This is a genomic window from [Mycobacterium] fortunisiensis (assembly GCF_019050325.1).
In the GTDB taxonomy this organism is placed as follows: Bacteria; Actinomycetota; Actinomycetes; order Mycobacteriales; family Mycobacteriaceae; genus Mycobacterium; species Mycobacterium fortunisiensis.
Window position 1 is genome coordinate 748,750 of sequence record NZ_VOMB01000016.1, and the last position, 26,593, is coordinate 775,342.

23 protein-coding genes are annotated in these 26,593 nt (G+C 67.2%); 18 read left to right on the plus strand and 5 right to left on the minus strand.

The features are described 5' to 3' along the window. The first annotated feature begins 2 nt into the window (after nucleotides 1–2). Together FR943_RS13885 and FR943_RS13890 are read left to right on the plus strand one after the other, a co-directional pair. The gene (locus FR943_RS13885; RefSeq protein WP_217157972.1) at nucleotides 3–1,631 is read left to right on the plus strand and encodes an ABC-F family ATP-binding cassette domain-containing protein; all 1,629 of its coding nucleotides are present in this window, start codon (nucleotides 3–5) and stop codon (nucleotides 1,629–1,631) included. 130 nt (nucleotides 1,632–1,761) lie between these two features. Next, entirely contained in the window at nucleotides 1,762–1,956 is a 195-nt protein-coding gene (locus FR943_RS13890) for a helix-turn-helix domain-containing protein (protein WP_217157974.1), read from the plus strand. 19 nt (nucleotides 1,957–1,975) lie between these two features. Here FR943_RS13890 and FR943_RS13895 read toward each other — a convergent pair whose 3' ends face one another. Then, on the minus strand, nucleotides 1,976–2,563 hold the full coding sequence (locus FR943_RS13895; RefSeq protein WP_217157976.1) for a TetR/AcrR family transcriptional regulator: 588 nt from the start codon (nucleotides 2,561–2,563) through the stop codon (nucleotides 1,976–1,978). 70 nt (nucleotides 2,564–2,633) lie between these two features. Further along, nucleotides 2,634–5,459 (minus strand): aconitate hydratase, encoded by a 2,826-nt coding sequence (locus tag FR943_RS13900; RefSeq protein ID WP_217157978.1) that lies wholly within the window; start codon nucleotides 5,457–5,459, stop codon nucleotides 2,634–2,636. A 412-nt stretch (nucleotides 5,460–5,871) separates the two neighbouring features. Here FR943_RS13900 and FR943_RS13905 point away from each other — a divergent pair, with 412 nt between their 5' ends. From FR943_RS13905 to FR943_RS13945, 9 genes are all read left to right on the plus strand, one after another. Continuing rightward, complete coding sequence (locus FR943_RS13905) at nucleotides 5,872–6,474, plus strand: Rv1476 family membrane protein (RefSeq protein WP_217157980.1); 603 nt, start codon at nucleotides 5,872–5,874, stop codon at nucleotides 6,472–6,474. 207 nt (nucleotides 6,475–6,681) lie between these two features. After that, nucleotides 6,682–8,106, plus strand: coding sequence for an NlpC/P60 family peptidoglycan endopeptidase RipA (ripA, locus tag FR943_RS13910; RefSeq protein ID WP_217157986.1), 1,425 nt, complete (start codon nucleotides 6,682–6,684; stop codon nucleotides 8,104–8,106). A 10-nt stretch (nucleotides 8,107–8,116) separates the two neighbouring features. Next, nucleotides 8,117–8,809 (plus strand): NlpC/P60 family peptidoglycan endopeptidase RipB, encoded by a 693-nt coding sequence (gene ripB, locus FR943_RS13915; RefSeq protein ID WP_217157995.1) that lies wholly within the window; start codon nucleotides 8,117–8,119, stop codon nucleotides 8,807–8,809. A gap of 136 nt (nucleotides 8,810–8,945) precedes the next feature. Then, the gene (moxR1, locus tag FR943_RS13920) at nucleotides 8,946–10,100 is read left to right on the plus strand and encodes a chaperone MoxR1 (RefSeq protein WP_217157997.1); all 1,155 of its coding nucleotides are present in this window, start codon (nucleotides 8,946–8,948) and stop codon (nucleotides 10,098–10,100) included. Continuing rightward, nucleotides 10,097–11,044: a DUF58 domain-containing protein gene (locus FR943_RS13925; protein WP_217157999.1), complete on the plus strand. Its 948-nt coding sequence runs from the start codon at nucleotides 10,097–10,099 to the stop codon at nucleotides 11,042–11,044. The genes moxR1 and FR943_RS13925 overlap by 4 nt, the downstream gene beginning before the upstream one ends. Nucleotides 11,045–11,086: 42 nt before the next feature. Further along, nucleotides 11,087–12,094 carry a VWA domain-containing protein gene (locus FR943_RS13930; RefSeq protein ID WP_217158001.1) on the plus strand — a complete coding sequence of 336 codons (1,008 nt, stop codon included), beginning with the start codon at nucleotides 11,087–11,089 and terminating at the stop codon, nucleotides 12,092–12,094. 98 nt (nucleotides 12,095–12,192) lie between these two features. Continuing rightward, entirely contained in the window at nucleotides 12,193–12,957 is a 765-nt protein-coding gene (gene fabG1, locus FR943_RS13935; protein ID WP_217158003.1) for a 3-oxoacyl-ACP reductase FabG1, read from the plus strand. Nucleotides 12,958–13,018: 61 nt separating this feature from the next. Then, nucleotides 13,019–13,828, plus strand: coding sequence for an NADH-dependent enoyl-ACP reductase InhA (gene inhA / locus FR943_RS13940; protein ID WP_217158005.1), 810 nt, complete (start codon nucleotides 13,019–13,021; stop codon nucleotides 13,826–13,828). Between the two features lie 94 nt (nucleotides 13,829–13,922). Further along, on the plus strand, nucleotides 13,923–14,972 hold the full coding sequence (locus FR943_RS13945; protein WP_217158007.1) for a ferrochelatase: 1,050 nt from the start codon (nucleotides 13,923–13,925) through the stop codon (nucleotides 14,970–14,972). Here FR943_RS13945 and FR943_RS13950 read toward each other — a convergent pair. Next, nucleotides 14,969–15,826: an Rv1486c family protein gene (locus FR943_RS13950; RefSeq protein WP_217158010.1), complete on the minus strand. Its 858-nt coding sequence runs from the start codon at nucleotides 15,824–15,826 to the stop codon at nucleotides 14,969–14,971. The two genes, FR943_RS13945 and FR943_RS13950, sit on opposite strands and share 4 nt — an antisense overlap. A 57-nt stretch (nucleotides 15,827–15,883) precedes the next feature. Between FR943_RS13950 and FR943_RS13955 the strand changes: the two genes are divergently transcribed. Both FR943_RS13955 and FR943_RS13960 read left to right on the plus strand, forming a co-directional pair. Continuing rightward, complete coding sequence (locus FR943_RS13955; RefSeq protein ID WP_217158011.1) at nucleotides 15,884–16,318, plus strand: NfeD family protein; 435 nt, start codon at nucleotides 15,884–15,886, stop codon at nucleotides 16,316–16,318. Between the two features lie 16 nt (nucleotides 16,319–16,334). After that, nucleotides 16,335–17,522, plus strand: coding sequence for an SPFH domain-containing protein (locus tag FR943_RS13960; protein WP_217158019.1), 1,188 nt, complete (start codon nucleotides 16,335–16,337; stop codon nucleotides 17,520–17,522). 5 nt (nucleotides 17,523–17,527) lie between these two features. Here the strand turns inward: FR943_RS13960 and FR943_RS13965 are convergent, their stop codons facing one another. Further along, on the minus strand, nucleotides 17,528–18,004 hold the full coding sequence (locus tag FR943_RS13965) for a nitroreductase family deazaflavin-dependent oxidoreductase (RefSeq protein ID WP_217158021.1): 477 nt from the start codon (nucleotides 18,002–18,004) through the stop codon (nucleotides 17,528–17,530). Between the two features lie 50 nt (nucleotides 18,005–18,054). Next, nucleotides 18,055–18,846 (minus strand): TVP38/TMEM64 family protein, encoded by a 792-nt coding sequence (locus FR943_RS13970; RefSeq protein ID WP_217158023.1) that lies wholly within the window; start codon nucleotides 18,844–18,846, stop codon nucleotides 18,055–18,057. 138 nt (nucleotides 18,847–18,984) lie between these two features. On the opposite strand from FR943_RS13970, the gene mutA reads away from it, so the two are divergent. The 5 genes from mutA to lipL all read left to right on the plus strand — a co-directional run bounded on the left by mutA (nucleotide 18,985) and on the right by lipL (nucleotide 25,878). Next, nucleotides 18,985–20,865 carry a methylmalonyl-CoA mutase small subunit gene (gene mutA, locus FR943_RS13975; protein ID WP_217158025.1) on the plus strand — a complete coding sequence of 627 codons (1,881 nt, stop codon included), beginning with the start codon at nucleotides 18,985–18,987 and terminating at the stop codon, nucleotides 20,863–20,865. A 1-nt stretch (nucleotide 20,866) separates the two neighbouring features. Continuing rightward, entirely contained in the window at nucleotides 20,867–23,119 is a 2,253-nt protein-coding gene (gene scpA, locus FR943_RS13980) for a methylmalonyl-CoA mutase (RefSeq protein ID WP_217158027.1), read from the plus strand. Nucleotides 23,120–23,201: 82 nt separating this feature from the next. After that, nucleotides 23,202–24,176, plus strand: a complete 975-nt coding sequence (gene meaB / locus FR943_RS13985) for a methylmalonyl Co-A mutase-associated GTPase MeaB (protein WP_217158028.1) — start codon at nucleotides 23,202–23,204, stop codon at nucleotides 24,174–24,176. A 20-nt stretch (nucleotides 24,177–24,196) separates the two neighbouring features. After that, nucleotides 24,197–24,538, plus strand: a complete 342-nt coding sequence (locus FR943_RS13990; protein WP_218045570.1) for a DUF4333 domain-containing protein — start codon at nucleotides 24,197–24,199, stop codon at nucleotides 24,536–24,538. A 74-nt stretch (nucleotides 24,539–24,612) separates the two neighbouring features. After that, complete coding sequence (gene lipL / locus FR943_RS13995; protein WP_217158030.1) at nucleotides 24,613–25,878, plus strand: esterase/beta-lactamase LipL; 1,266 nt, start codon at nucleotides 24,613–24,615, stop codon at nucleotides 25,876–25,878. The last annotated feature ends 715 nt before the right edge of the window (nucleotides 25,879–26,593 follow it).

Sequence of the window (26,593 nt, forward strand, 5' to 3'; positions counted from 1 at the left end):
GCGTGATCACCGCAACGGACCTGGAGGTCCGCGCCGGCGCGCGCACGCTGCTGTCCACCGAGGGCGCCGCGCTGCGGGTGCAGCCAGGCGATCGCATCGGACTGGTCGGCCGTAATGGCGCGGGCAAGACCACGACGATGCGCATCCTGGCCGGCGAAGGCGAGCCCTACGCCGGCACCATCACCCGCGCCGGTGAGGTCGGCTACCTGCCGCAGGACCCCAAAGAGGGCGATCTCGAGGTGCTGGCCCGCGACCGGGTGCTCTCGGCCCGCGGGCTGGACACCCTGCTGGTCGAGTTGGAAAAGCAGCAGGCGCTGATGGCCGAGGTCGCCGATGACACCGCCCGCGACAAGGCGATCCGCCGGTATGGCCAGCTCGAGGAGCGATTCGCCACCCTCGGGGGTTATGCCGCCGAAAGCGAGGCGGGCCGGATCTGCGCGAGCCTCGGCCTGCCCGAGCGGGTACTGACCCAGCCGCTGCGCACGCTGTCGGGTGGTCAGCGCCGCCGGGTGGAGCTGGCGCGGATCCTCTTCGCGGCGTCAGATGCCGGCGCCGCCGCGTCGACGACGCTGTTGCTCGACGAGCCGACCAACCACCTCGATGCCGATTCGATCGGTTGGCTGCGGGATTTCCTGCGTAACCACACCGGTGGCCTGATCGTGATCAGCCACGATGTCGATCTGCTCGCCGACGTGGTCAACCGGGTCTGGTTCCTCGATGCCGTGCGCGGTGAGGCCGACGTCTACAACATGGGCTGGCAGAAGTATCTCGACGCCCGCGCCACCGACGAACAACGGCGCCGCCGGGAACGTGCCAACGCCGAGAAGAAGGCTTCGGCGTTGCGGGCGCAGGCCGCCAAGATGGGCGCCAAGGCCACGAAAGCCGTTGCCGCACAGAACATGTTGCGTCGTGCCGAGCGAATGATCGCCGAGTTGGACGCCGAGCGGGTGGCCGACAAGGTGGCCCGGATCAAATTCCCGACCCCGGCGCCGTGTGGCCGGGTGCCGCTCACCGCGTCCGGCCTCACCAAGAATTACGGGTCGCTGGAGGTTTTCACCGGCCTGGATCTGGCGATCGACCGAGGTTCACGGGTCGTGGTGCTCGGGCTCAACGGCGCCGGCAAGACGACGCTGTTGCGCATCCTGGCGGGGGTGGAAATCCCGGACGCTGGTCAGTTGGAACCCGGATACGGCTGCAAGGTGGGCTATTTCGCCCAGGAGCACGACACCCTGGACGACGCGGCGACCGTGTGGGAGAACATCCGGCACGCCGCACCGGACACCGGGGAGCAGGACCTGCGGGGACTGTTGGGCGCGTTCATGTTCACCGGGCCGCAGCTCGACCAGCCGGCCGGCACGCTGTCCGGCGGTGAGAAGACCCGATTGGCCTTGGCCGGGCTGGTCGCCTCGACCGCCAATGTGTTGCTGCTCGACGAGCCGACCAACAACCTCGATCCGGCCAGCCGTGAACAGGTCCTCGATGCGCTGCGCAGCTACACCGGTTCGGTGATCCTGGTGACGCACGATCCAGGCGCGGCGGAAGCCCTGAACCCGCAGCGGGTATTGCTGCTTCCCGACGGGACCGAGGACTTCTGGTCCGACGAGTACCGCGATCTCATCGAGCTTGCCTGACGCCGAAACCCCAAGAACCGCCGCGTCTTCGAAAACGTAAATATAAGACGTTGGTCAAATCGGCCCCATCGACGTGTTGGCGGTTTCTACTCTGGGTAACCGTCGGGACATCACGAGCGGGGAGATGTCGATGAGGGAAACGAACAAGAGCCACGACGAACTGCTGGCCGAGCTGCGCACCGCATATGAGCGGGGTGCCAGTATCCGCTCGCTGGTCGCAGCGACCGGGCGTTCGTATGGTTCGATCCACAGCCTGCTGCGCGAGTCGGGGACGACGATGCGCAGCCGTGGCGGCCCGAACCACCGGACTCGATCCCGGGCCTGATCAACACAGTTGCTGTGCGCTAGCCGGATTCAGCTTCGGCGGCGTTCTGGTGGCGCACGCTGTCCTCGACCAGATCGAGTACCGCGGTGAGGTTCTTCGGGTCCTCGCCAGAGGCCAGCCGGGCCACCAGGCCGTCGAGCACCAGGTCCAGATAGATGTGCAGGACCGCACTCGGAACGTCGTCACGCAGGCGTCCGGCCTGCTTCTGGCGCCGCAACCGTTCGGTGGTGGCGGCCGACAATTCCGCCGAACGCTCGGCCCAGCCCTGATGAAAGGCCGGGTCGTTGCGTAGTTTTCGGGCGATCTCCAGCCGGGTGGCCAGCCAGTCGTACTGCTCGGGTTCGGCCAGCAGGTCCCGCATCACCTGGATCAGGCCCTCGCGGGAGGCCACCTCGGCCATCCGCTCGGCGTCCTCGCGGGCCAGTTCGAAGAACAAGGTGTCCTTGTCCTTGAAGTGGTGAAAGATTGCGCCGCGCGACAGCCCGATCGTTTCCTCGAGCCGCCGCACGGTCGCACTCTCATATCCGTATTGACCGAAGCAGCGCCGGGCGCCGTCGAGAATCTGACGGCGCCGAGCCGCGAGATGGTCGTCGGTCACCCGGGGCAATTGGACACTCCTCGCGCGAGCGCTCGTCGGCGCTGTCCGTTATCTAGCTTCGTCGGTCGGCCGGTCAGGATTACTTCGACTTCAGCATGTTGCGCAGCACGTACTGCAGGATGCCGCCGTTGCGGTAGTAATCGGCCTCGCCGGGGGTGTCGATGCGGACCACGGCGTCGAACTCCACCTTGGACCCATCTTCCTTGGTGGCGGTCACGTGCACGGTCTTCGGCGTCTTGCCCTTGTTGAGCTCGTCGATACCGGTGATGTCGTAGGTCTCGGTACCGTCCAGCTTCAGGCTGGCCGCCGATTCGCCGGCCGGGAATTGCAGCGGGATGACGCCCATGCCGATCAGGTTCGACCGGTGGATGCGCTCGAAGGATTCGGTGATGACGGCCTTCACGCCCAGCAGCACCGTGCCCTTGGCCGCCCAGTCACGCGACGAACCCGATCCGTATTCCTTGCCACCCAGGACGACCAGCGGGATGCCGGCCTTCTTGTAGTTGACCGAGGCGTCGTAGATGAACGCCTGCGGGCCGCCATCCTGGGTGAAATCGCGGGTGTAGCCGCCCGAGACGTCGTCGAGCAACTGGTTGCGGAGCCGGATGTTGGCGAAGGTACCGCGGATCATCACCTCGTGGTTGCCGCGCCGCGACCCCAGCGAGTTGTAGTCCTTGCGCTCAACGCCGTTGGCGTCGAGGTACTGCGCGGCCGGGGTGCCCGGTTTGATCGAACCGGCCGGGCTGATGTGGTCGGTGGTCACCGAATCGCCCAGCAGGGCAAGGACTCTGGCGCCCTTGATGTCGGTCACGGGCTCCGGCTCGGCGGGCATGCCGTCGAAGTACGGGGCCTTGCGCACGTAGGTGGACGCGTCGTCCCACTCGAAGGTGTTGCCCTCCGGGGTGGACAGCGAACGCCAGCGCTCGTCGCCCTTGAACACATCGGCGTAGGAGTCGGTGAACATGTCCCGGTTGATCGAGGAGGCGATCGTCTCCTCGATCTCGGCGGCCGACGGCCAGATGTCTTTGAGGAAGACGTCGTTGCCGTCGGAATCCTGGCCGAGCGGATCGGTCTCGAAATCGAAGTCCATGGTGCCGGCGATCCCGTAGGCGATGACCAGCGGCGGAGAGGCCAGGTAGTTCATCTTCACGTCGGGGGAGATGCGGCCTTCGAAGTTGCGGTTGCCCGAGAGCACGGCCGTCACCGACAGGTCATTCTCGTTGATGGCCGCCGAGATCTCGTCCGGCAGCGGGCCGGTGTTGCCGATGCAGGTGGTGCAGCCGTAGCCACCCAGGTAGTAACCCAGCTTCTCCAGGTACGGCCACAGGCCGGCCTTGTTGTAGTAGTCGGTGACCACCTGCGAGCCCGGCGCCATGTTGGTCTTGACCCACGGCTTGGAGGTGAGGCCCTTCTCGACGGCCTTCTTGGCCAGCAGCGCCGCACCGATCATCACCGACGGGTTCGAGGTGTTGGTGCAGCTGGTGATGCCCGCGACGACGACGGCGCCGTGGTCGAGCACGAACTCGCCGCGCTCGTCGGAACGCACCCGGACCGGCTTGGACGGCCGGCCGTTGGAGTTGCGGGCGGCCGAGTGAACTGTCGGTGCGCCCTCCTTCTCGAAGGTCAGCTTGGCCGGATCAGAGGCCGGGAAGCTGTCGTCGAGTGCGTCGTCGAGATCGGTGTACTCGGTGGAGTTGCCCTCCTCGACATAGTTGTGGATGTCGCGACGGAAGGCATTCTTGGCGTCGGACAGCTCGATGCGGTCCTGCGGGCGCTTCGGGCCGGAGATCGAGGGCACCACGGTGGACAGGTCCAGCTCGAGGTACTCGGAGAAGACCGGCTCCTTGTCCGGGTTGTGCCACATGCCCTGGGTCTTGGCGTAGGCCTCGACCAGTGCCAGCTGCTCCTCGGTGCGCCCGGTCAGCCGCAGGTAGTTGATGGTCTCGTCGTCGATCGGGAAGATCGCTGCGGTGGAACCGAACTCGGGGCTCATGTTGCCCAGGGTGGCGCGGTTGGCCAGCGGCACCTCGGCCACACCCTTGCCGTAGAACTCGACGAACTTGCCGACCACACCGTGCTTGCGCAGCATGTCGGTGACGGTGAGCACCACGTCGGTGGCGGTCACACCGGGCTTGATCTCACCGGTCAGCTTGAAGCCGACGACGCGGGGGATGAGCATCGAGACGGGCTGGCCCAGCATGGCCGCCTCGGCCTCGATACCGCCGACACCCCAGCCCAGCACACCCAGGCCGTTCTCCATGGTGGTGTGGCTGTCGGTGCCCACACAGGTGTCGGGGTAGGCCACCCCGTCACGCTCGAACACCACGCGGGCCAGGTACTCGATGTTGACCTGATGCACGATGCCGGTGCCCGGCGGGACGACCTTGAAGTCGTCGAACGCGCCCTGGCCCCAGCGCAGGAACTGGTAGCGCTCGGAGTTGCGCTCGTATTCGAGTTCGACGTTGCGCTCGAAGGCGCCGGCGTTGCCGAACACGTCGAGGATGACGGAGTGGTCGATGACCATCTCGGCGGGGGACAGCGGGTTGACCTTTTCCGGGTCACCACCGAGTGCGGCCACGGCCTCGCGCATGGTGGCCAGGTCGACGATGCACGGCACACCGGTGAAGTCCTGCATCAGCACGCGGGCCGGGGTGAACTGGATCTCGATGCTCGGCTCCGCCGAGGGATCCCAGTTGGCGATGGCCTCGATGTGTTCCTTGGTGATGTTGGCGCCGTCTTCGGTGCGCAGCAGGTTCTCCGCGAGCACCTTGAGGCTGTAGGGCAGCTTCTCGGTGCCGGGTACCGCGTCGAGGCGGTAGATCTGATAGCTCTTGTCCCCGACAGTCAGGGTGTCGCGGGCACCAAATGAGTTAAGGGACGAATTTTCCGTATTCTCGCTGCTCACATCAACTCCCGGCTAGATCTCGCCGCGACGGGCTGTGTCGGCGGCGTCCTGATCCTAACAGTACGCTTGTCCTGCAATGGATGGTGGGCCGGGGCCCAGTCTTCTCTTGTCGCGTGCTCGTCGCCACCTGGTTGGCCCGATCTGTGCTCGCTGATTCGGTGGCGACTGCCCAGGTTTGGTGCCGGCAGGCCTCGGTGGAGCTTCCCGAATGTCACGCCGGAGTGGCGTCGGGTCCCGAGCGTCACGCGAGCGTGGCGGTGTCGGCGGTCGGGCGCAGTTGGGGCCGCGCTTTGTCACGCCGGAGTGGCGTTCGGGCACGAGCGTCACTCCAGAGTGACGATCGGCGGTCGAAGCGGTGACGATTGCCCGTGTCCGTTGGCCCGGCCGGAACGCCGCGGCGTACCGTGCTGGGGTGACCGGACCGCATGTCATTCCATTCCTGCCGTCTTATATCCCGGTCGAGGTGTGCGACACCGTGGGAATCGATCCGGCTCAACCTGATGGCGTGGCCGCCTGCATGGCTGCTGTGCAGGCCGATGTGCGTGACGACGGGGTGAGTGCTCCCGACGCCGACGTCGAGGAGTTGCGCCAGGTGGTCAGCGACGCCCGTCAGAGTGGCGTCGACCTCAAGATTGTCGTGCTGCCGGGTAACCCGGCCATCGACACGCCGTTGCGCGACATCGCCACCGAGGTCGGGGAGGCCAACCCGGGCGCGACGGTGCTGGCGTTGAGCCCGTCGTTCGCCGGTACCTACAGCCCGACCATCGATCGGGTGACTTTGGAAGCCGGTCAGGATGTGGCCAAAACCGGAAATCCGGTGTTGTCGGCGAAGAATTTCGTCGGCCAGATTTCGACGCCGGATTTTCCCTGGACGGCACTCACGATCGTGTTGGTGCTAGGCGTCGCCGCGGCGGCCGCGCTGGCCCGCGGACTGCAGGTCCGCAGCAAACGAATCGCCGGGTCAGGGACGTCGAGCCCGGCCTCGGAAACGTTGCCGAATTCCGTCGAACATTAGTTCGGAATAACGCCCAATATCACTAAGCGGTAACGGTATTCGCAATTACATTCTTGTAATTTGTGACTAAAGTTTCTTTAGCTCTAGATGTGACGTACGGTGCAATCGGTACCCATTGTTGTAGTTGTGCTTCATGTGACTTCTGCGCATAGACGCCGAGCAAACTGGCCGGTACGCCGTCGTTGAGCCCGAGGAGACCTGAGTCGAATGAGACGCATATTTGGCGTCCCGCGAGCGCGGGGAACCGATCGGGTCGCGGGTACGCGACGGCGGTGGTGCGCCGTCCCGCTGACCGCCGGAATGCTGTTGGCCACGGCGCTGTCGGGCGGGGTCCCCGCGGCCACGGCCGACCCGGGCAGCCCCGACCAGATCGCCACACTCGTCGCGGCAGTGGCCAATGCCGACCAGAAGCTGCAGGAGCTGGGCGCGGCCATCCAGACCCAGCAGGAAGCCGTCAACAAGGCCATCGTCGAAGTACAGGACGCGCGCGACGCAGCGGCCGCGGCGCAGCAGGAGGTCGACGCCAGCCAGCAGGGCATCGCCGACGCCAATGCCGCCATCGAGGCGGCCCAGAAGCGCTTCAACACGTTCGCCGCCGCCACCTATGTCAGCGGCCCGTCGTCCTCGTATCTGGCCGCGTCCGACCCAGCCGACATCGTCAGTTCCGCAGCCACCGGCCAAACGCTCACCGTCAGCAGCGAGAAGGTGATCGCTGACCTGCAGCGGGCCCGGACCGAGCAGGTGAACCGGGAATCGGCCGCGCGGCTGGCCAAGCAGAACGCCGACAAGGCCGCGGCCGACGCGCAGACCAGTCAGGACAATGCCGTCGCCGCGCTCACCCAGGCGCAGCAGACCTTCCGCACACAACAGGGCGAACTCGACCGGTTGACCGCCGAACGGGCCTCGGCGCAAGCCCAGCTCGCGCAGGTGCACAAGGCATCGGCACCGGCCGCGCCGGCGCCGCAGGCGGCCGCCGGGAACTGGGATCGGGCGCCGGGCGCCCCGGCGCAGGCGGGCCAGAACTGGGACACCGCATGGGATCCCACGCTGCCGGCCATCCCCAGCGCCTTCGTCAGCGGTGATCCGATCGCCATCATCAACACGGTGCTGGGGATCTCGTCGACCTCGGCTCAGGTCACCGCCGACATGGGCCGCGGCTTCCTGCAGAAGTTGGGGATCCTGCCGACCCCGACGGGCTACACCAACGGGGCGATCCCGCGGGTGTACGGCCGGCAGGCCTCCGAGTACGTCATCCGGCGGGCCGGTTCCCAGATGGGTGTGCCGTATTCCTGGGGCGGCGGCAACGCGGCCGGACCGAGCCGGGGCATCGATTCCGGGGCCAACACGGTCGGGTTCGACTGCTCGGGCCTGATCCTCTACGCGTTCGCCGGAGTCGGCATCAAGTTGCCGCACTATTCGGGCTCGCAGTACAACGCCGGCCGCAAGATCCCGTCCTCGCAGATGCGTCGCGGCGACGTCATCTTCTACGGGCCCGGCGGCAGTCAGCACGTGACCCTGTATCTGGGCAACGGCCAGATGCTCGAAGCGCCCTATACGGGTTCGCACGTCAAGATCTCGCCGGTCCGCACCAGCGGGATGACCCCGTACGTGGTCCGCTACATCGAATACTGATGGGAATACATTGCGCTCCTTCGTCTTACGTTGCCTGATCCTGATCGCCGCGACGACGGTTGCGGCGGTCGGTCTGGTGGCGCCGGCCCACGCCGCGCCCGACGACGGTCAATGGGATCCGACGTTGCCGAAACTGATCAGCTCCGGCGCGCCCGGCGACCCGCTGGCGATCGCCAACGCCTCGCTGGCCGCCACCGCGCAGGCCACCCAGGTCACGATGGGCCTGGGCCACAAGTTCCTGGCCGGCCTCGGTCTGGTCAAGGACGAGCCGGGCAGCGTGGCCGTGGGCAGTGTCCGCGGGCCGCAGGCCATCGAATACGCCATCCGGCGCGGGGGATCGCAGATGGGTGTGCCGTACTCGTGGGGCGGTGGCAAACCCAGCGGCCCCACCCGCGGCATCGAGTCCGGCGCCAACACCGTGGGCTTCGACTGTTCGGGCCTGACGCAGTACGCCTACGCCGGCGTGGGCGTGTTGATCCCCAAGTACTCGGGCGACCAGTACAACACCGGCCGCAAGGTTCCGGTGGCCCAGGCCAAGCGCGGTGACCTGCTGTTCTGGGGGCCCGGCGGCAGCCAGCACGTGGCGATGTATCTCGGCGGCGGCAAGATGCTCGAGGCGTCCGGAAGCGCGGGCAAAGTGACGGTGAGTCCGGTGCGGACGGCGGGCATCCAGCCCTATGCGGCCCGCATCGTCGAATCCTGAGGGGAAGCTGAACTCTTCCGGGCAGCGTCGACGGAATTCGAACTGCCTGGAATAGTTGACGGCGGGCACTCGGTTGCCCACCAGAGCAACAGGCAAGACCAGCGTTTTTGTAGTCGAACACCGTGGGAGGAAGTTGATGACGTCACCGAGTGGACCGCCGCAGGGCGCCGGAGGGTATCCCGGTTCGAGCCCGGCGCCGGGCTTTCCGCCCGGGTCACCCGGCTCCCACGCCGCGCCGCAGGCCGCGACCAACGGCAGCCTGCAGGCCGAGGTGCACACCCTCGAACGCGCCATCTTCGAGGTCAAGCGGATCATCGTGGGCCAGGACCAGCTCGTCGAGCGGATGCTCGTCGGTCTGCTCGCCAAGGGCCACGTACTGCTCGAAGGCGTGCCCGGCGTGGCCAAGACGCTCGCCGTCGAGACGTTCGCCAAGGTGGTCGGCGGGACGTTCGCGCGCATCCAGTTCACCCCCGACCTGGTGCCCACCGACATCATCGGTACCCGCATCTACCGGCAGGGCAAGGAAGACTTCGACATCGAGCTCGGCCCGGTGGTGGTCAACTTCCTGCTCGCCGACGAGATCAACCGCGCGCCGGCGAAGGTGCAGTCCGCCCTTCTCGAGGTGATGGCCGAGCGCAAGATCTCGATCGGCGGCAAGACGTTCCCGCTGCCCACCCCGTTCCTGGTGATGGCCACCCAGAACCCGATCGAGCAGGAGGGCGTCTACGCACTGCCCGAAGCCCAGCGCGACCGCTTCCTGTTCAAGCTCAACGTCGACTACCCGACGCCGGAGGAAGAGCGCGAGATCATCTACCGGATGGGCGTCAAGCCGCCGGAGCCCAAGCAGATCCTGACCACCGACGATCTGCTGCGGCTGCAGGACCTCGCGGCCAATACGTTCGTGCACCACGCTCTTGTGGACTACGTGGTGCGGATCGTCACCGCGACCCGTGAGCCGGAGAAGTTCGGCATGCCCGACGCCAAGGCGTGGATCGCCTACGGTGCCTCGCCGCGTGCCTCGCTCGGCATCATCTCGGCGGCCCGGGCGCTGGCCCTGGTGCGTGGGCGTGACTACGTCATCCCGCAGGACGTCGTCGAGGTGATCCCCGACGTGCTGCGGCACCGCCTGGTGCTGACGTACGACGCGCTGGCCGACGAGGTTTCCGCGGAGACGGTGGTCAACCGGATTCTGCAGACGGTGGCCCTGCCGCAGGTCAATGCCCTTCCGCAGCAAGGGCATTCGGTTCCGCCCGCTGTGCCTGCCGCGGCCGGCGCGGCCGGTGGTCGGTGACCACTTCCCGACGCACCGTCGACCTGCCGTCTCTCAAGCGCGGGGAGATTCGGGATCCCGCACTGACGGCGGCGTTGCGCAAGCTTGAGCTGACGGTGCGGCGCAAGCTCGACGGGGTCCTGCACGGCGACCACCTCGGCCTGATCCCGGGCCCGGGGTCGGAGCCGGGGGATTCGCGGATCTATCAGCCCGGTGACGACGTGCGCCGGATGGATTGGTCGGTGACGGCGCGGACCCAGACGCCGCACGTGCGGCAGATGATCGCCGACCGGGAGCTGGAGACCTGGCTCGTCGTCGACATGTCGGCCAGCCTGGATTTCGGCACCACCGGCTGTGAGAAGCGTGATCTGGCTGTGGCGGCCGCGGCCGCCATTGCGTTCCTCAACAGCGGTGGCGGGAACCGGATCGGGGCGATCATCGCCAACGGCGACACCACGCGCCGGGTGCCGGCGTTGAGCGGGCGGCTGCACGAGCAGGAGTTGCTGCGCGCGATCGCCACCACACCGAAGGCTCCGACCGGGGTGCGGGGCGACCTGGCCGCCGCCATCGACGCGCTGCGCCGCCCGGAGCGCCGGCGCGGCATGGCGGTGATCATCAGTGACTTCCTCGGGCCGATCAACTGGATGCGTCCGCTGCGGGCCATCGCCGGGCGTCACGAGGTGCTGGGCATCGAGATCCTCGACCCGCGTGACGTCGAGTTGCCCGCCGTGGGGGATGTGGTGCTGCAGGACACCGAGACCGGTGTCACCCGCGAGTTCACCATCGACGAGCAGCTCCGCAGCGATTTCGAGCGGGCGGCTGCGGCCCACCGGGAGGAAGTGGCCCGCACGTTGCGGCGGTGTGACGCACCGCTGCTGAGCCTGCGCACCGACCGCGACTGGATCGCCGATGTGGTGCGGTTCGTGGCGAATCGGCGGCGCGGCGCCCTGGCGGGCCAGCGGTAGAAGAAGCGTGATGAGCAACGAAAGCGAAATGACTTCTAGCACATGACATTACCGATTCTGGGTCCGATGAGCCTGTCGGGCTTCGCCCATGCGTGGTGGTTCCTGTTCCTGTTCGTGGTGCTCGGCCTGATCGCGTACTACGTCATCGTGCAGCGGGCCCGCAAGCAGCGGATGCTGCGCTTCGCCAACATGGAGCTGCTGGAAAGCGTCGCACCCAAACAACCCACCCGCTGGCGGCACCTGCCGGCAATCCTGCTGGCGCTCTCGCTGGTGCTGCTGACGGTGGCGATGGCCGGGCCCACCCACGATGTGCGGATTCCGCGGAACCGCGCGGTGGTGATGCTCGTGGTCGACGTGTCGCAGTCCATGCGCGCCACCGATGTTGCGCCCAGTCGGCTGGTCGCCGCGCAGGAGGCCGCCAAGCAATTCGCCGATCAGCTGACGCCGGGCATCAACCTCGGCCTGATCGCGTACGCCGGGACCGCGACCGTGCTCGTGCAGCCGACCACCAACCGTGAGGCCACCAAGAACGGGCTGGACAAGCTGCAACTGGCCGATCGGACCGCAACCGGTGAGGGCATCTTCACCGCGTTGCAGGCGATCGCCACCGTCGGCGCGGTGATCGGTGGCGGCGACGAGCGTCCGCCGGCCCGGATCGTGCTGATGTCCGACGGCAAGGAGACCGTGCCGTCCAACCCGGACAACCCCAAGGGGGCCTACACCGCCGCGCGCACCGCCAAGGACCAGGGCGTGCCGATCTCCACGGTGTCGTTCGGCACGCCGTACGGCTACGTCGAGATCAACGATCAGCGCCAGCCGGTCCCGGTCGATGACGAGATGCTGGGCCGGATCGCCAAGCTGTCCGGGGGTGACGCATTCACCGCGTCCAGCCTGGAACAGCTCAAGCAGGTGTTCAGCTCGCTGCAGCAGCAGATCGGCTACGAGACCATCAAGGGTGACGCCAGTCTCGGTTGGCTGCGGCTGGGGTCGCTGGTGCTGGTGGTGGCCGGGGTGGCGGCGTTGCTGATCAACCGTCGACTGCCTGGCTAGGCAGACGTCGAGATCTGCGTCATGGTGGTGAATTCGCACGCACAACAGCCCTGGTGTCGATTTCGGCGATCGATGACCCACACGTTAAGTTGGCGGGCATGAGTGACAGTGTCGCCACCGAAAGTGCCGCTGCAGAAGCCGGTGGCCGTCCGGCTTTTGTTTCCCGTTCTGTACTGGTGACCGGGGGTAACCGCGGTATCGGTCTGGCCATTGCCCAGCGGCTGGCCGCCGACGGACACAAGGTGGCCGTGACGCACCGCGGATCCGGCGCGCCGGACGGCCTGTTCGGTGTCGTGTGTGACGTCACCGACAACGAGGCCGTCGACCGGGCGTTCAAAGAGGTCGAGGAACACCAGGGCCCGGTCGAGGTGGTGGTGTCCAACGCCGGCATCTCCCAGGACGCGTTCCTCATGCGGATGACCGAGGAGCGGTTTCAGAACGTCATCGACGCCAACCTCACCGGTGCGTTCCGGGTGGCGCAGCGCGCGTCGCGCAGCATGCAGCGCAAGCGCTTCGGCCGGATCATCTTCATCGGTTCGGTCTCGGGCATGTGGGGTATCGGCAACCAGGCCAACTATGCCGCCGCCAAGGCCGGCCTGATCGGCATGGCCCGCTCGATCTCGCGGGAACTGTCCAAGGCCGGGGTCACCGCGAACGTCGTCGCCCCCGGCTACATCGACACCGAGATGACCCGTTCGCTCGATGAGCGCATCCAGGCGGGCGCACTGGATTTCATCCCTGCCAAGCGCGTGGGCACCGCCGAGGAGGTCGCCGGAGCGGTCAGCTTCCTGGCTTCCGAGGACGCGAGCTACATCGCTGGTGCGGTGATTCCGGTCGACGGGGGCATGGGCATGGGCCACTGATCCAAAGCCCTGGATCAACCGCACTTTCGCTTAATTTTTCGCCGAACAAGGAGTCATACTCATGGCAGGTCTGCTCGAAGGCAAACGCATCCTGGTCACCGGGATCATCACCGACTCGTCGATCGCGTTCCACATCGCCAAGGTGGCCCAGGAGGCCGGCGCCGAGCTGGTACTCACCGGTTTCGACCGGATGAAGCTGATCCAGCGCATCGCCGACCGGTTGCCCAAGCCGGCCCCGCTGCTGGAGCTCGACGTGCAGAACGAGGAACACCTGGCCTCCCTGGCCGGCCGGATCACCGAGACGATCGGTGCGGGTAACAAGCTCGACGGTGTGGTGCACTCGATCGGCTTCATGCCGCAGACCGGGATGGGGATGAACCCGTTCTTCGAGGCGCCGTACGAGGACGTCTCCAAGGGCATCCACATCTCGGCGTACTCGTACGCGTCACTGGCCAAGGCCACGCTGCCGGTCATGAACGAAGGCGGCAGCATCGTCGGAATGGACTTCGACCCGACCCGGGCGATGCCCGCCTACAACTGGATGACGGTGGCCAAGAGTGCGCTGGAATCGGTCAACCGCTTCGTCGCCCGCGAGGCCGGGCAGGTCGGTGTGCGGTCGAATCTCGTTGCCGCGGGCCCGATCCGGACGTTGGCCATGAGCGCGATCGTCGGTGGTGCGCTGGGTGACGAAACCAAGCAGCAGATGCAGCTCCTCGAAGAGGGCTGGGACTCGCGCGCGCCGATCGGCTGGAACATGAAGGACCCGACACCGGTCGCCAAGACCGTGTGCGCGTTGCTGTCGGATTGGCTGCCCGCCACCACCGGCACCATCGTCTACGCCGACGGTGGCGCCAGCACCCAACTGCTGTGATGTCCCCGCCGAAACCGCATTCCGGCAGGCGTGCACTCGCACAAACGCTGCCGGAATGCGGTTTCGGCGGAAGTAGGGGAGCGGAGGAGGCGAGTTGACCGAGTTCGATGCCGTCCTCCTGCTGTCCTTCGGCGGACCGGAGGCCCCGGAGCAGGTGATGCCGTTCCTGCAGAACGTCACTCGTGGCCGCGGCATCCCTGACGAGCGGCTGGCCGAGGTCGCCGAGCACTACCTGCATTTCGGCGGGGTCTCGCCGATCAACGGCATCAACCGTGCCCTGATCGCGCAATTGCAGACCCAGCTGTCCGGTGTGCCCGTCTATTTCGGTAACCGCAACTGGGAACCGTATGTCGAGGACACCGTCGCAACCATGCGCGACAACGGAATTCGCCGTGCCGCGGTGTTCACCACATCGGCCTGGGGCGGGTATTCCAGCTGCACCCAGTACGTCGAGGACATCGCCCGGGCCCGCGCCGCTGTCGGTGCCGATGCCCCGGAACTGGTGAAACTGCGCCAGTACTTCGACCATCCGCTGTTGGTGGAGATGTTCGCCGACGCGATCGCCGACGCGGCAGCCACCCTGCCCGCCGAGTTGCGTGACGAGGCCCGACTGGTCTTCACCGCGCATTCGGTGCCGATCGCCGCCGACGAGCGCCACGGTCCACGGCTCTACAGCCGGCAGGTCGGATACGCCACGCGGCTGGTGGCCGCCGCGGCCGGCTACGCGGACTACGACCAGGTCTGGCAGTCGCGATCAGGCCCGCCCCGGATCCCGTGGTTGGAGCCCGACGTCGCCGACCATCTGACGGCGTTGAGTCAGAAGGGGACCCGGGCCGTCATCGTCTGCCCGATCGGATTCGTCGCCGACCACATCGAGGTGGTGTGGGACCTGGACACCGAGCTGCGGGCGCAGGCCGAACGCGCCGGGATCGCGTTCGCGCGGGCCGCCACCCCCAACGCGGACGCGCGTTTCGCCCAATTGGCGGTCGGGCTGATCGACGAGTTACGGACCGGCGCACCGGCGCTGCGGGTGGCCGGGCCCGATCCGGTGCCGGGCTACGGATACAGCGTCGACGGGGCGCCGTGCGCGCCGGAGTGTTGTGGTACGACGGCCTCGATGACGGCAAAGACGGCGAAAAACTAGTCGCGCCAAGCGGATTGCAGGATCGCTTCGAGTGCGGCCAGCCGTGCGGTGCGCACCACCTGGGCCAACGGCCGCATCGCGTCGCCGGCGATCTGCACCTCCGACGAACTCTGCAGGCCGATCGGCATCAGGCCGGAACTCACCGTGATGATCGCGTCGACCTGGGCGGCGTTCTCCAGCACCCGCACCGCCCGGGTGGGGGCGTGATCGGGGAGGCGATGCATCCGGCCCGCCGCCATGATGGCTTCCACCATGCCGCGGGGATCGTCGACGTCCACTCCGACGCCGGCGCGCAGGGCGCCCAACGTATCGGCGGCGGACCGCACGGCCGAGCGCAACTCGTACTCGGCCTCGCCGAGATCGTAATGCTGCGGCGGCGGCAGCACAGGCAGCGAGTACACCGTCCAGGACAGGGCTCGGGGCTCCGGCTCGTATGCGGATTCGGTTTCCGCCTCGTCGAATTCGAAATACTCGAATTCCGGTACCAGGCCCACCCCGTCCAATTCGTCGTGGGTGACCAGGACGGCTTCGCCCACGTTCAGCGCATCGCGCTGGAACTGCGAGCCCGGGGGCAAGCCGCGGACGTCACCGGGAACCGGCAGGGCCACCCTGATCGACGGACGGGTGCCGGATCGGCCGACCGCGGTGCGCAGGGTCTGGAGCAGCGAGACAGAGCCCGAATCCTCCAACTCGGGCCACGGCAGCCCGGTGCGGACCGCCGCCTGCGAATCGTAGGCAGTCACAGAATGCATTGGTGCCCATTGGGATAACGCGCCGAGCACATCGTCGGGCGCGGCCGCACCGGCCCGCCAGGCGTTGGCCCATATCGACAGCGTTGCACTTGGACACCACATGATCCTGGCAGTGTAATTGTCGACCGCCGATCCGGCCGTATTCGCTAGGGTGGGTTCATGGTCGCACCGCTGATCTGGCTCATCCTGGCGCTGGTGCTGGCCGGGGCAGAGGCGCTGACCGGCGACATGTTCCTGCTCATGCTGGCCGGCGGGGCGCTCGCGGCGACGGGCTCGAGCTGGTTGTTCGACTTCCCGCTCTGGGCCGACGGCGTGGTGTTCCTTGTGGTGTCAGTGCTTTTGCTGGTGGGCGTCCGGCCGGCGCTGCGGCGCCGCTTCGAGGCGGGCAAGGGCCGGCCCGAGCTGGTGCAGGCGCTGGAGGGAAAGTCCGCGCTGGTGCTGGACCGGGTGGCCGAGCACGAGGGGCAGGTCAAGCTCGACGGCGAGGTCTGGACGGCGCGGCCGCTCAATGACCACGATGTGTACGAACCAGGTGACCATGTGACGGTGGTGCGGATCGACGGTGCCACCGCTGTGGTTTTCAAGACGACGTAGAAACCCAGGAGGGACCATGGACGGTGCGGTGGCCGGGCTGATCTTGCTGCTCGTCTTGGTGGTGTTCGCCATCATCATCGTGGCCAAATCGGTTGCGCTCATTCCCCAGGCCGAGGCGGCGGTGATCGAGCGTCTGGGTCGTTACAGTCGCACGGTCAGCGGTCAGCTGACCCTGCTGGTGCCGTTCATCGACCGGATCCGGGCCCGGGTGGACCTGCGTGAGCGGGTGGTGTCGTTCCCTCCGCAGGGGGTCATCACCGAAGACAACCTGACGTTGGCCATCGACACCGTGGTGTATTTCCGGGTGATGAATCCGCAGGCGGCGGTGTACGAGATCAGCAACTACATCGTCGGTGTGGAGCAGCTGACCACCACCACGCTGCGCAACGTGGTCGGCGGTATGACCCTGGAACAGACCCTGACCTCACGCGATGCCATCAACCAGCAGCTGCGCGGGGTACTCGACGAGGCGACCGGCCGGTGGGGGTTGCGGGTGGCGCGGGTGGAGCTGCGCAGCATCGATCCGCCCCCGTCGATCCAGGAGTCGATGGAAAAGCAGATGAAGGCCGACCGTGAGAAGCGGGCGATGATCCTGACCGCCGAGGGTGTCCGGGAATCGTCCATCAAGCAGGCCGAAGGCCAGAAGCAGTCGCAGATCCTGGCGGCCGAAGGCGCCAAGCAGGCCGCGATCTTGGCCGCCGAGGCCGACCGGCAGTCACGGATGTTGCGGGCCCAGGGTGAGCGGGCCGCCCAGTACCTGCAGGCGCAGGGGCAGGCCAAGGCCATCGAGAAGACGTTCGCCGCGATCAAGGCCGGCCGGCCGACCCCGGAGATGCTGGCCTATCAGTACCTGCAGACGCTGCCGCAGATGGCCAAGGGCGAGGCGAACAAGGTCTGGTTGGTGCCCAGCGACTTCGGTTCGGCGTTGCAGGGTTTCACCAAACTGTTGGGTGCTCCGGGTGAGGACGGGGTGTTCCGCTATACGCCGTCACCGGTCGGGGAGGACCTGCCCAAGCCCGAGGACGACAGCGACGAGGTCGCCGATTGGTTCTCCACCGACACCGATCCGGCGATCGCCGAAGCCGTGGCCAAGGCCGAAGCCGAAGCGCGGGCCACCACGCCGCCGTTGGGCGCCAAGCCGACGCCGTCGTCGCTGGAGAACATTGCACCCACCGAACTGGAAGGCGGCGCGCACCGGGCATAGGTGCGTCAGCGGTGCGGCTGGAGCCGGATCGCGACCATCGGCAGCGGCGAGTCGGTGTCGGTGATCGGCCGCCCGAGGGTTTCCTCCAGGACGAGCTTGAACTGGTCCCACGTCTTGGGGTGTTGTGCCCGGTACTCGGCCAGGACCTGATCGGCGGCCGGCTGATCGAGCACCTGCGCGACAGCGTCGACCGGTGGCCGGCTGCCGAGCCAGACCCGGACGTGCGGGTTGGCGGTGATGTTGCGGAACCATTGGGCCTTGGTCCCGAAACCGGATGCGATGACGATGGTGTCCGGATCCGGCCGACTCACCACTTCGAGCACGACGTAGCGGCGGGCCCCGGAGGTGCGACCGATGTGTTCCAGCATCATCACCCGGGAGCCGAGCAGCGCTCCGGCCCTGATCCGGTAGAGCCAGATCGGCGCCCGCACCAGGTGGCGGTTGCGCAGGAGGCGGGCACCGAAATCGGCCAGGACGCTCACAGGTGGTCTCCTCTCGGTTCGCTACCCGCGTCGGCGCGGGACGGTGGCGCTCACGGCTCGGTGAGCGTGGGTGAAATGTCGGCTGATGGCGGCGTGTCGACCGGCAGACGTGCACGTTCGCGGTGCTGGGGGGAGTGCTGCGGGGCGTGCTGGTCGCGGCGGTGCAGCCGCAGTTCGTAGCCCAGACCGGCCACGCCGAGCGCGGCGGTGCCCAACGACACCAGGAACAGTGCCGGGCTGATGTTCCCGGTCAACGCGTCGCCCAGGATCACCACGGCCGCGGTGCCGGGAAACAGTCCGAACAGCGTCGCGATCGAGTACGGGACGGCGCGTACCGCCGACGCCCCCGCCGCGTAGTTGAGCACCGAGAACGGTACCGCCGGGATCAGCCGCATGGACAACACCACCGGCCAGCCGCGTCGGCGCAGGCGGGCGTCGAGTGTGTCGATGCGTGGATGCGACACCAGCCGATTGAGCTGCCAACCGGCCGCGCGGATCAGGCACAGCGCCAGAACCGCACTGACCGCACTGGCCACCACCGCGATCGCCACGCCGAGGGCAGGTCCGAACAACAGGCCCGCGGCCAGGGTGAAGGCGGTGCGCGGAAACGGGAACACGGTCACCACGATGTGGGCGGCGAGGAAGGCCAGCGGGAACCACGCGCCCACCGATGTGGCCCAGTCCCGCAGCTGCATGGCAGTCGGCAGCGGCACCAGCACGGCGATTGCGACAAGAATCACAATGCCGGCCATCAGGCCGACGATGCGCCGCGGCGGCAGTTGGGAGGCCGTCGCAAGGACCGTGGCGCGCACCACGCGCAGGGTTCTGACGACGGGTTTCACGCTTTACAACAGTACGGGCCCCCGGCGCCGAACAGCGCCCGGCGCCGGCGTGAGTCCGCCGACCGGCGGTCAGCCCCGTGATGGCGATCATTTAGCCTGATGGGCGAGTGGGTAGGTCACACGCTGCGATAACAGGAGATGCGGGTGTCGTTACAGGGGACTAGTGCGGTTGAGTCCGACCGCCAGAAATGGCGGACGGCGGTCGCCGGTGTGCTGGCCAAGAGCAGTCGGCGGGAGGTGGCAGACCTGCCACCCGAGCCGGAGCGCCTGCTGGATTCGCAGACCTATGAGGGCTTCGCGATCCGGCCGCTGTACACCGCGCTGGACGCCCACCCCGAGCCGGCCCTGCCGGGGCAGTGGCCGTTCATCCGCGGCGGTGACGGCCTGCGCGACGTGAAGTCGGGATGGAAGGTCGTCGAGAGTTTCCCGGCTGTCGCGGGTACACCGGTGGGCACCGTCAACGGCGCCGTGCTGGTGGCCTTGACCGAGGGCGCCAGCGGGTTGGCCCTGCGGGTCGGCGGCGAGGGCGGCATCGCCCTGACCGAGTTGGACCGGCTGCTCGACGGCGTGTTCCTGGATCTGGTTCCGGTGATCTTCGAAGGTGTTGCGGACGCGGGTGCCGATCTGGCTGCCACCGCTGACGCGGTGCTGGCCCTGCTCGGTGACCTCGACGAGGAGCAGCGCTCGCGACTGTCGATCGATCTGGGCGCCGATCCCTTGACCGCGCCGCTGTCCGGGCAGGCCGAAACCGACGATGCCGATCTGGTGGCCGCAGTGGGCAAGCTCACCGGGTTCGCCGGTGGGGTCCGGGCCATCACGGTCGACGGCCCGGCGTTCCACAATCTCGGCGCCAGCGCCGCCTGGGAGCTCGCTGCGGCGACCGCCGCCGCGGTGGCGTACCTGCGCATCCTGAGCGAGGGTGGGGTGGCCACCCCGGATGCGTTGCGGCAGATCAGTTTCCGCTACGCCGCCGATGACGACCAGTTCATGACGATCGCCAAACTGCGGGCTGCCCGGCAGCTTTGGGCACGGGTGGCGGAGGTCCTCGGCGCCCCCACCTCCGGCGGTGCCGGAGCGGCCCGGGTGCACGCCGTGACCTCGCTGCCGATGATGACGCAGCGCGATCCGTGGGTGAACATGCTGCGCACCACGCTGGCCGCGTTCGCTGCCGGGGTCGGGGGAGCCGACACCGTGCAGGTACAACCGTTCGACGTGGCCGTTCCCGGCGGCCTGGACGGCACCTCGACGAGCTTCGCCCGCCGCATCGCCCGCAACACCCAACTGCTGCTGTTGGAGGAATCGCACATCGGCCAGGTGCTCGATCCGGCCGGCGGTTCGTGGTTCGTGGAGGATCTGACGGCGCAACTGGCCGATCAGGCCTGGGCGCACTTCCAGGACATCGAGGCGCGGGGCGGTTTCATCGCGGCCCGCGAGTACCTCACCGCCCAGATCGCCGAGGTGGCGGCACGACGCAGCGACGACATCGCCCACCGTCGCACCGCGATCACCGGTGTCAACGAATTCCCCAACCTTGACGAACAGCCGCTGCCGCAAGGGGATTCGGTCTCGTCGATCGCCCGGTATGCGGCCGGTTTCGAGGCGTTGCGCGACCGCTCGGATGTCTACCTGGCCGCCAACGGCTCGCGGCCGAAGGTGCTGCTGCTCCCGCTGGGGCCGCTGGCCGAGCACAACATCCGCACCACGTTCGCGTCGAACCTGTTGGCCTCGGGCGGGATCGAGGCGATCAATCCGGGAACCGTCGACGCCGCCGGGATTCCCGGTGCGGTGTCGGCGGCGGGATCGCCGTCGGTGGCCGTGCTGTGTGGCACCGACACCCGCTACGGCGCCGAGGCTTCGGACGCGGTGGTCGCCGCGCGTGCCGCCGGTATCGGCCAGGTGCTGCTGGCCGGACCGGAAAAGGCTGTGGCCGAATCTGATTCAAAACCTGACGGCTACCTGACGGCCAAGATCGATGCCGTCGAAGCCCTGTCGAACCTGCTCACCGGACTGGGGGCCTGAGATGACTGCCACAACAGGATCAGAGATCCGTAGTTTCGCCGACGTACCGCTGCGCGGGGGCGACGCGGGCGCTGCGGCCACCCCGGCCGCCGTCGAGCAACATGTCGCCGCCGCGGCGGCCGCCCACGGCTACAGCCCCGACCAGCTGACCTGGGCCACCCCCGAGGGCATTGACGTCAAGCCGGTGTACATCGCCGCCGACCGCGACGAGGTGGCCGCGGCCGGCTATCCGCTCGACAGTTTCCCGGGCGCACCGCCGTTCGTACGCGGGCCCTACCCGACCATGTACGTCAACCAGCCGTGGACCATCCGCCAGTACGCCGGGTTCTCCACCGCCGCCGAGTCCAACGCGTTCTACCGGCGCAACCTGGCGGCCGGCCAGAAGGGTCTGTCGGTCGCCTTCGACCTGGCCACCCACCGCGGCTACGACTCGGACCATCCGCGCGTGGCGGGCGACGTCGGAATGGCCGGTGTGGCCATCGATTCCATCCTCGACATGCGCCAGTTGTTCGACGGTATCGATCTGGGCAGCGTCTCGGTGTCGATGACCATGAACGGCGCGGTGTTGCCGATCCTCGCGCTCTATGTGGTTGCCGCCGAGGAACAGGGCGTGCCGCCGGAGAAGCTCGCCGGGACCATCCAGAACGACATCCTCAAAGAGTTCATGGTCCGCAACACCTACATCTATCCGCCGAAGCCGTCGATGCGGATCATCTCCGACATCTTCGGCTACACCAGCGCGAAGATGCCGAAGTTCAACTCGATCTCGATTTCGGGCTATCACATCCAGGAAGCTGGGGCGACAGCCGATCTGGAGCTCGCCTACACGCTGGCCGACGGCGTCGAGTACATCAAGGCCGGTCTGGACGCCGGGCTGGACATCGACAAGTTCGCACCGCGGCTGAGCTTCTTCTGGGGCATCGGGATGAACTTCTTCATGGAGGTGGCCAAGCTGCGCGCCGGCCGGCTGCTGTGGAGCGAGTTGGTGGCGCAGTTCGATCCCAAGAGCGAGAAATCACTGTCGCTGCGTACCCACTCGCAGACCTCGGGGTGGTCGTTGACCGCGCAGGACGTGTTCAACAACGTGGCCCGCACCTGCATCGAGGCGATGGCGGCCACCCAGGGCCACACCCAGTCGCTGCACACCAACGCCCTCGACGAGGCGCTGGCGCTGCCCACCGACTTCTCGGCCCGCATCGCCCGCAACACCCAGCTGCTGTTGCAGCAGGAGTCGGGCACCACCCGGCCCATCGACCCGTGGGGCGGCTCGTACTACGTCGAGTGGTTGACCCACCAGCTGGCCGAGAAGGCCCGGGCCCACATCAAGGAGGTCGCCGAACACGGCGGCATGGCCCAGGCGATCGGCGAGGGCATCCCGAAGCTGCGGATCGAGGAGGCCGCGGCGCGCACCCAGGCCCGGATCGACTCGGGTGCCCAGCCGCTGATCGGCGTCAACAAGTACCAGGTTGACGAGGACCAGGAGATCGAGGTCCTCAAGGTCGAGAACAGCCGGGTGCGCGCCGAGCAACTGGCCAAACTGCAGCAGTTGCGGGCCGAGCGCGACGAGGCCGCTACTCAGGCGGCACTGGCCGAGTTGACCCGTGCGGCAGGTGAATCCGGCGTCGCCGGCCCCGACGGGCTGGGCAACAACCTGCTCGCGCTGGCGATCAACGCGGCCCGCGCCAACGCCACCCTCGGCGAGATCTCCGACGCGCTGGAGAAGGTGTACGGGCGCCACCAGGCCGAGATCCGTACCATTGCCGGCGTCTACCGCGACGAGGTCGGAAAGGCCGGGAACGTGAGTACCGCAACGGAATTGGTCGAGAAGTTCGCCGAGGCCGACGGGCGTCGTCCCCGTATCCTGGTGGCCAAGATGGGCCAGGACGGCCATGACCGCGGCCAGAAGGTGATCGCCACCGCGTTCGCCGACATCGGTTTCGACGTCGACGTGGGCTCGCTGTTCTCCACGCCGGAGGAGGTGGCCCGCCAGGCTGCCGACAACGACGTGCATGTGGTCGGGGTGTCCTCGCTGGCGGCCGGGCACCTGACGTTGGTGCCCGCGCTGCGCGACGCGCTGGCCGAGGTGGGGCGGCCCGACATCATGATCGTGGTGGGCGGTGTCATCCCGCCGGGCGACTTCGACGAGCTGTACGAGGCCGGGGCCACCGCGATCTTCCCGCCGGGCACCGTGATCGCCGATGCGGCCATCGGCCTGCTGCAGAAGCTGGCGGGTCGGCTGGGTTACCAACTCTGATGCGCCGAAACGGCATTCCAGCAGGCGGTCACTCGCACTTCTCCTGCTGGAATGCGGTTTCGTCGGTGGATGTGATGCAACGATGACGACACCCGTTCCCGAGCTCGCGGACGGTATCCGTGCGGGAGACCGCGCCGCGCTGGCCCGGGCCATCACCCTGGTCGAGTCGACCCGCGCCGACCATCGCCGGCAGGCCCAGGAGCTGTTGCTGGAACTGGCGCCGGAGGCCGGTTCGGCCCTGCACGTCGGTATCACCGGGGTGCCCGGGGTCGGTAAGTCGACCACCATCGAAGCGCTGGGCATGCACCTGATCGAGGCCGGGCACCGGGTCGCGGTGCTGGCGGTGGATCCGTCCTCGACCCGTACCGGTGGGTCGATCCTGGGGGACAAGACTCGGATGGCGCGGTTGGCCGTGCATCCCGACGCCTACATCCGGCCGTCGCCCACCTCGGGCACCCTCGGTGGGGTGGCCAAGGCCACTCGGGAGACCATCGTGTTGCTCGAAGCGGCCGGATACGACGTGATCCTGGTCGAGACGGTCGGCGTCGGGCAGTCCGAGGTGGCGGTCTCGAACATGGTCGACACCTTCGTGTTTCTCACGCTGGCCCGGACCGGGGACCAGCTGCAGGGCATCAAGAAGGGTGTGCTGGAGCTGGCCGACGTGATCGTGGTCAACAAGGCCGACGGCGAGCACGCGATCGAGGCGAAGAAGGCGGCCCGGGAGTTGACCGGTGCGATCCGCCTCATCTACCCGCGTGAAACCCTGTGGCGGCCACCGGTTCTCACGATGAGCGCGATCGAAGGTACCGGCCTGTCCGAGCTGTGGGAGACGGTGCTCAAGCACCGCGACGTCCTCACCGAAGCCGGGGAGTTCGAAGCCCGCCGGCGGGCGCAGCAGGTGGATTGGACCTGGTCGATGGTCCGCGACGCGGTGCTGGACCGGGTGCTGTCGCACCCCGGTGTGCGCAGTATCCGCGATGAGGTGGAGCGTCGTGTGCGTGAGGGTGAACTGACGCCGACACTGGCTGCCCAGGAGATCCTGGCTGCCGCCGACTGACACGAAAGGCGTGTGCTGAGATGACGGGCGTGACCCTGAAACTGCGTGTGCTCGTGGCCGTTGCGGCCGTCGCCGGTGCCGCGCTGACCGGTTGCGGCGGCGGTGAAACGGCAACTCCGGCGCCCACCGTGGCCAAGACGAAGTTGCAAGCGCTGGCGAAAGAGAAGCTGGAAACCGCGGCCAAGCGCAAGGCGAAGTCTGTGACCTGCGACGACGGCATCGTCGGCGAGGTCGGGACGACGCAGCACTGTGTGCTGACAGCCAAGGATGGCACCAAGTACGGCGTCACCGCTACTGTTCGCGAGGTGAAGTCCGGCAACGTCAACATCGACTTCAAGGTGGATGACAAGCCGCTCGCCTGAGGAAATGTCGGTCTCTGGCTAACAGGTCGGTAACGGTTGAGTTATTTGCCGGGGCGCCAGGTAAATTCAATTGTGTGACCGATCACAATCGGGAGCGCGACGAGGCGCTTCCACACGGTGTCCAGGGTGCGGCGGACCGGAACTTCGCCAGTACGGTCCGCGGCTTCTCGAAGCTGTTCCCGGGCCGCAGGTACGGCGGAGGCGCGTTGGTGATCCTCCAGGACGGCGAGCCTGTGGTCGACGTATGGACGGGCTACGCAGATCGTGCAGGTACGCAGTACTGGACGGCCGATACCGGGGCGATGGTGTTCTCCGCGACCAAGGGCATGGCCTCGACGGTCATTCACCGTCTCGTTGACCGTGGCCTGATCGACTACGACCGTCCGGTGCGGGCGTACTGGCCTGAGTTCGCGGCCAATGGCAAATCTGCGGTCACGGTGCGGCAGGTGATGGCGCATGAGGCCGGGTTGTCTCAGCTCAACGGTGTCAGCAAAGCTGACCTGCTCGATCACCTGGCGATGGAGAGCCGTGTTGCGGCTGCACCGGTGAACTCGCTACTTTTTGGTAAGTCGGCGTACCATGCGCTGACCTACGGCTGGCTGCTGTCCGGATTGGCCCGTGCGGTGACCGGGCGCGGTATGCGCGAACTGTTTCGCAGCGAGCTCGCCGAGCCGCTGGGGACCGACGGCGTGCATCTGGGCCGGCCGCCGGCGGACGCCCCGACGCGGGCCGCGCAGATCCTGGTGCCGCAGCGGCGGTGGCCCAACCATGTCTTCGACTTCGTGGCGCCACGGGTTGCCGCGCTGAACTTCTCCGGTGCATTCGGCTCGATGTACTTCCCCGGGGTGATGTCCCTGGTTCAGGGGGAAACGCCGTTCCTGGACTCCGAGGCGCCTGCCGTCAACGGCGTTGCCACCGCTCGTGGCCTGGCCAGAATGTACGGTGCGATCGCCAATCGCGGCCGCTTGCAGGGCCAGGAGTATCTGTCGGAACGGACGGTGGCGGCTCTGCCCGGCCCACCCGGGCTACGACCGGACCGCAATCTGGGGGTGCCGCTCGGCTTCCATCTCGGGTATCACTCGGTTCCGTTCGGGGTGATGCCGGGGTTCGGCCACGTGGGTCTGGGTGGTTCGGTGGGCTGGGCGGACCCGGCCAGCGGGCTGGCCATCGGATTCGTGCACAACCGTCTGCTGACCCCCATGGTGTTGGACATGGCTGCCTTCGTCGGCCTGAACCGGCTGATTCGCAGCGATGTGGCGCGTGCTCTCGCGCGCGGATTCGAACCGGTTCCGGATCTCGGTGCGTCGCCCTACGAGGTGTCCAAGTCCGCTGCGGGGTAGATGCCGCGCCGATCAACGGAGCCGACCTGACGGGGCAGTCAGGTCGGCTCTTTTTCGGTTGCGGCGGCTTCGGCGGCGCCCGGTAAGCCCGGAACCTGCAGTGATATACATCACATGATGTCCCAGTAACGGGAATGTAGTCCCGAAGTCAAAGTGCTACTCCCGCCGTTAACAGTGGTCTGTTTGCTTGGGTAGACAGATTGTGCGTTCTGTCACGTAGCCACTCGGCAGGTGGGATAGGTCTCACTTCGGGGCCGGCGCCGGCGAGGGCCTTGCGCGGCGCGGGGCAGCGATTGCGAGTCATCGATCAATATTGACGATCGTGCTGGTCATGATCTTGCACTGTCAATCAACACCATTAGCTGATGGTGGCCTCCAGGTACACTTTCGTACCATTCTAGGCGCCCTCCAGCTGGAACGTGAATTAGGTTCAGGTGTGGAATCCACAGTTTGCGTGGCGACAGCCAGCTAACTTTTATAGGCACCGTTTCGAATAAACCGCGACGCGAATGTTGAACACCATTTTCAAACTGTGGACAACATGAGAAATGGTGGCGGAGGTATTCCTTTGATTAGCTTATTGGTTAGCGAGTTAATTATGTTGACGCTTGCCGAGGCCGTAGCTTTTCGGTGAAATGGCTTGGTACACAAGATAGTTCGTTGAAATGACCACAGCCGATCATCGGCGCTGTCCCCTCGCTGTCGAGAACGGCAG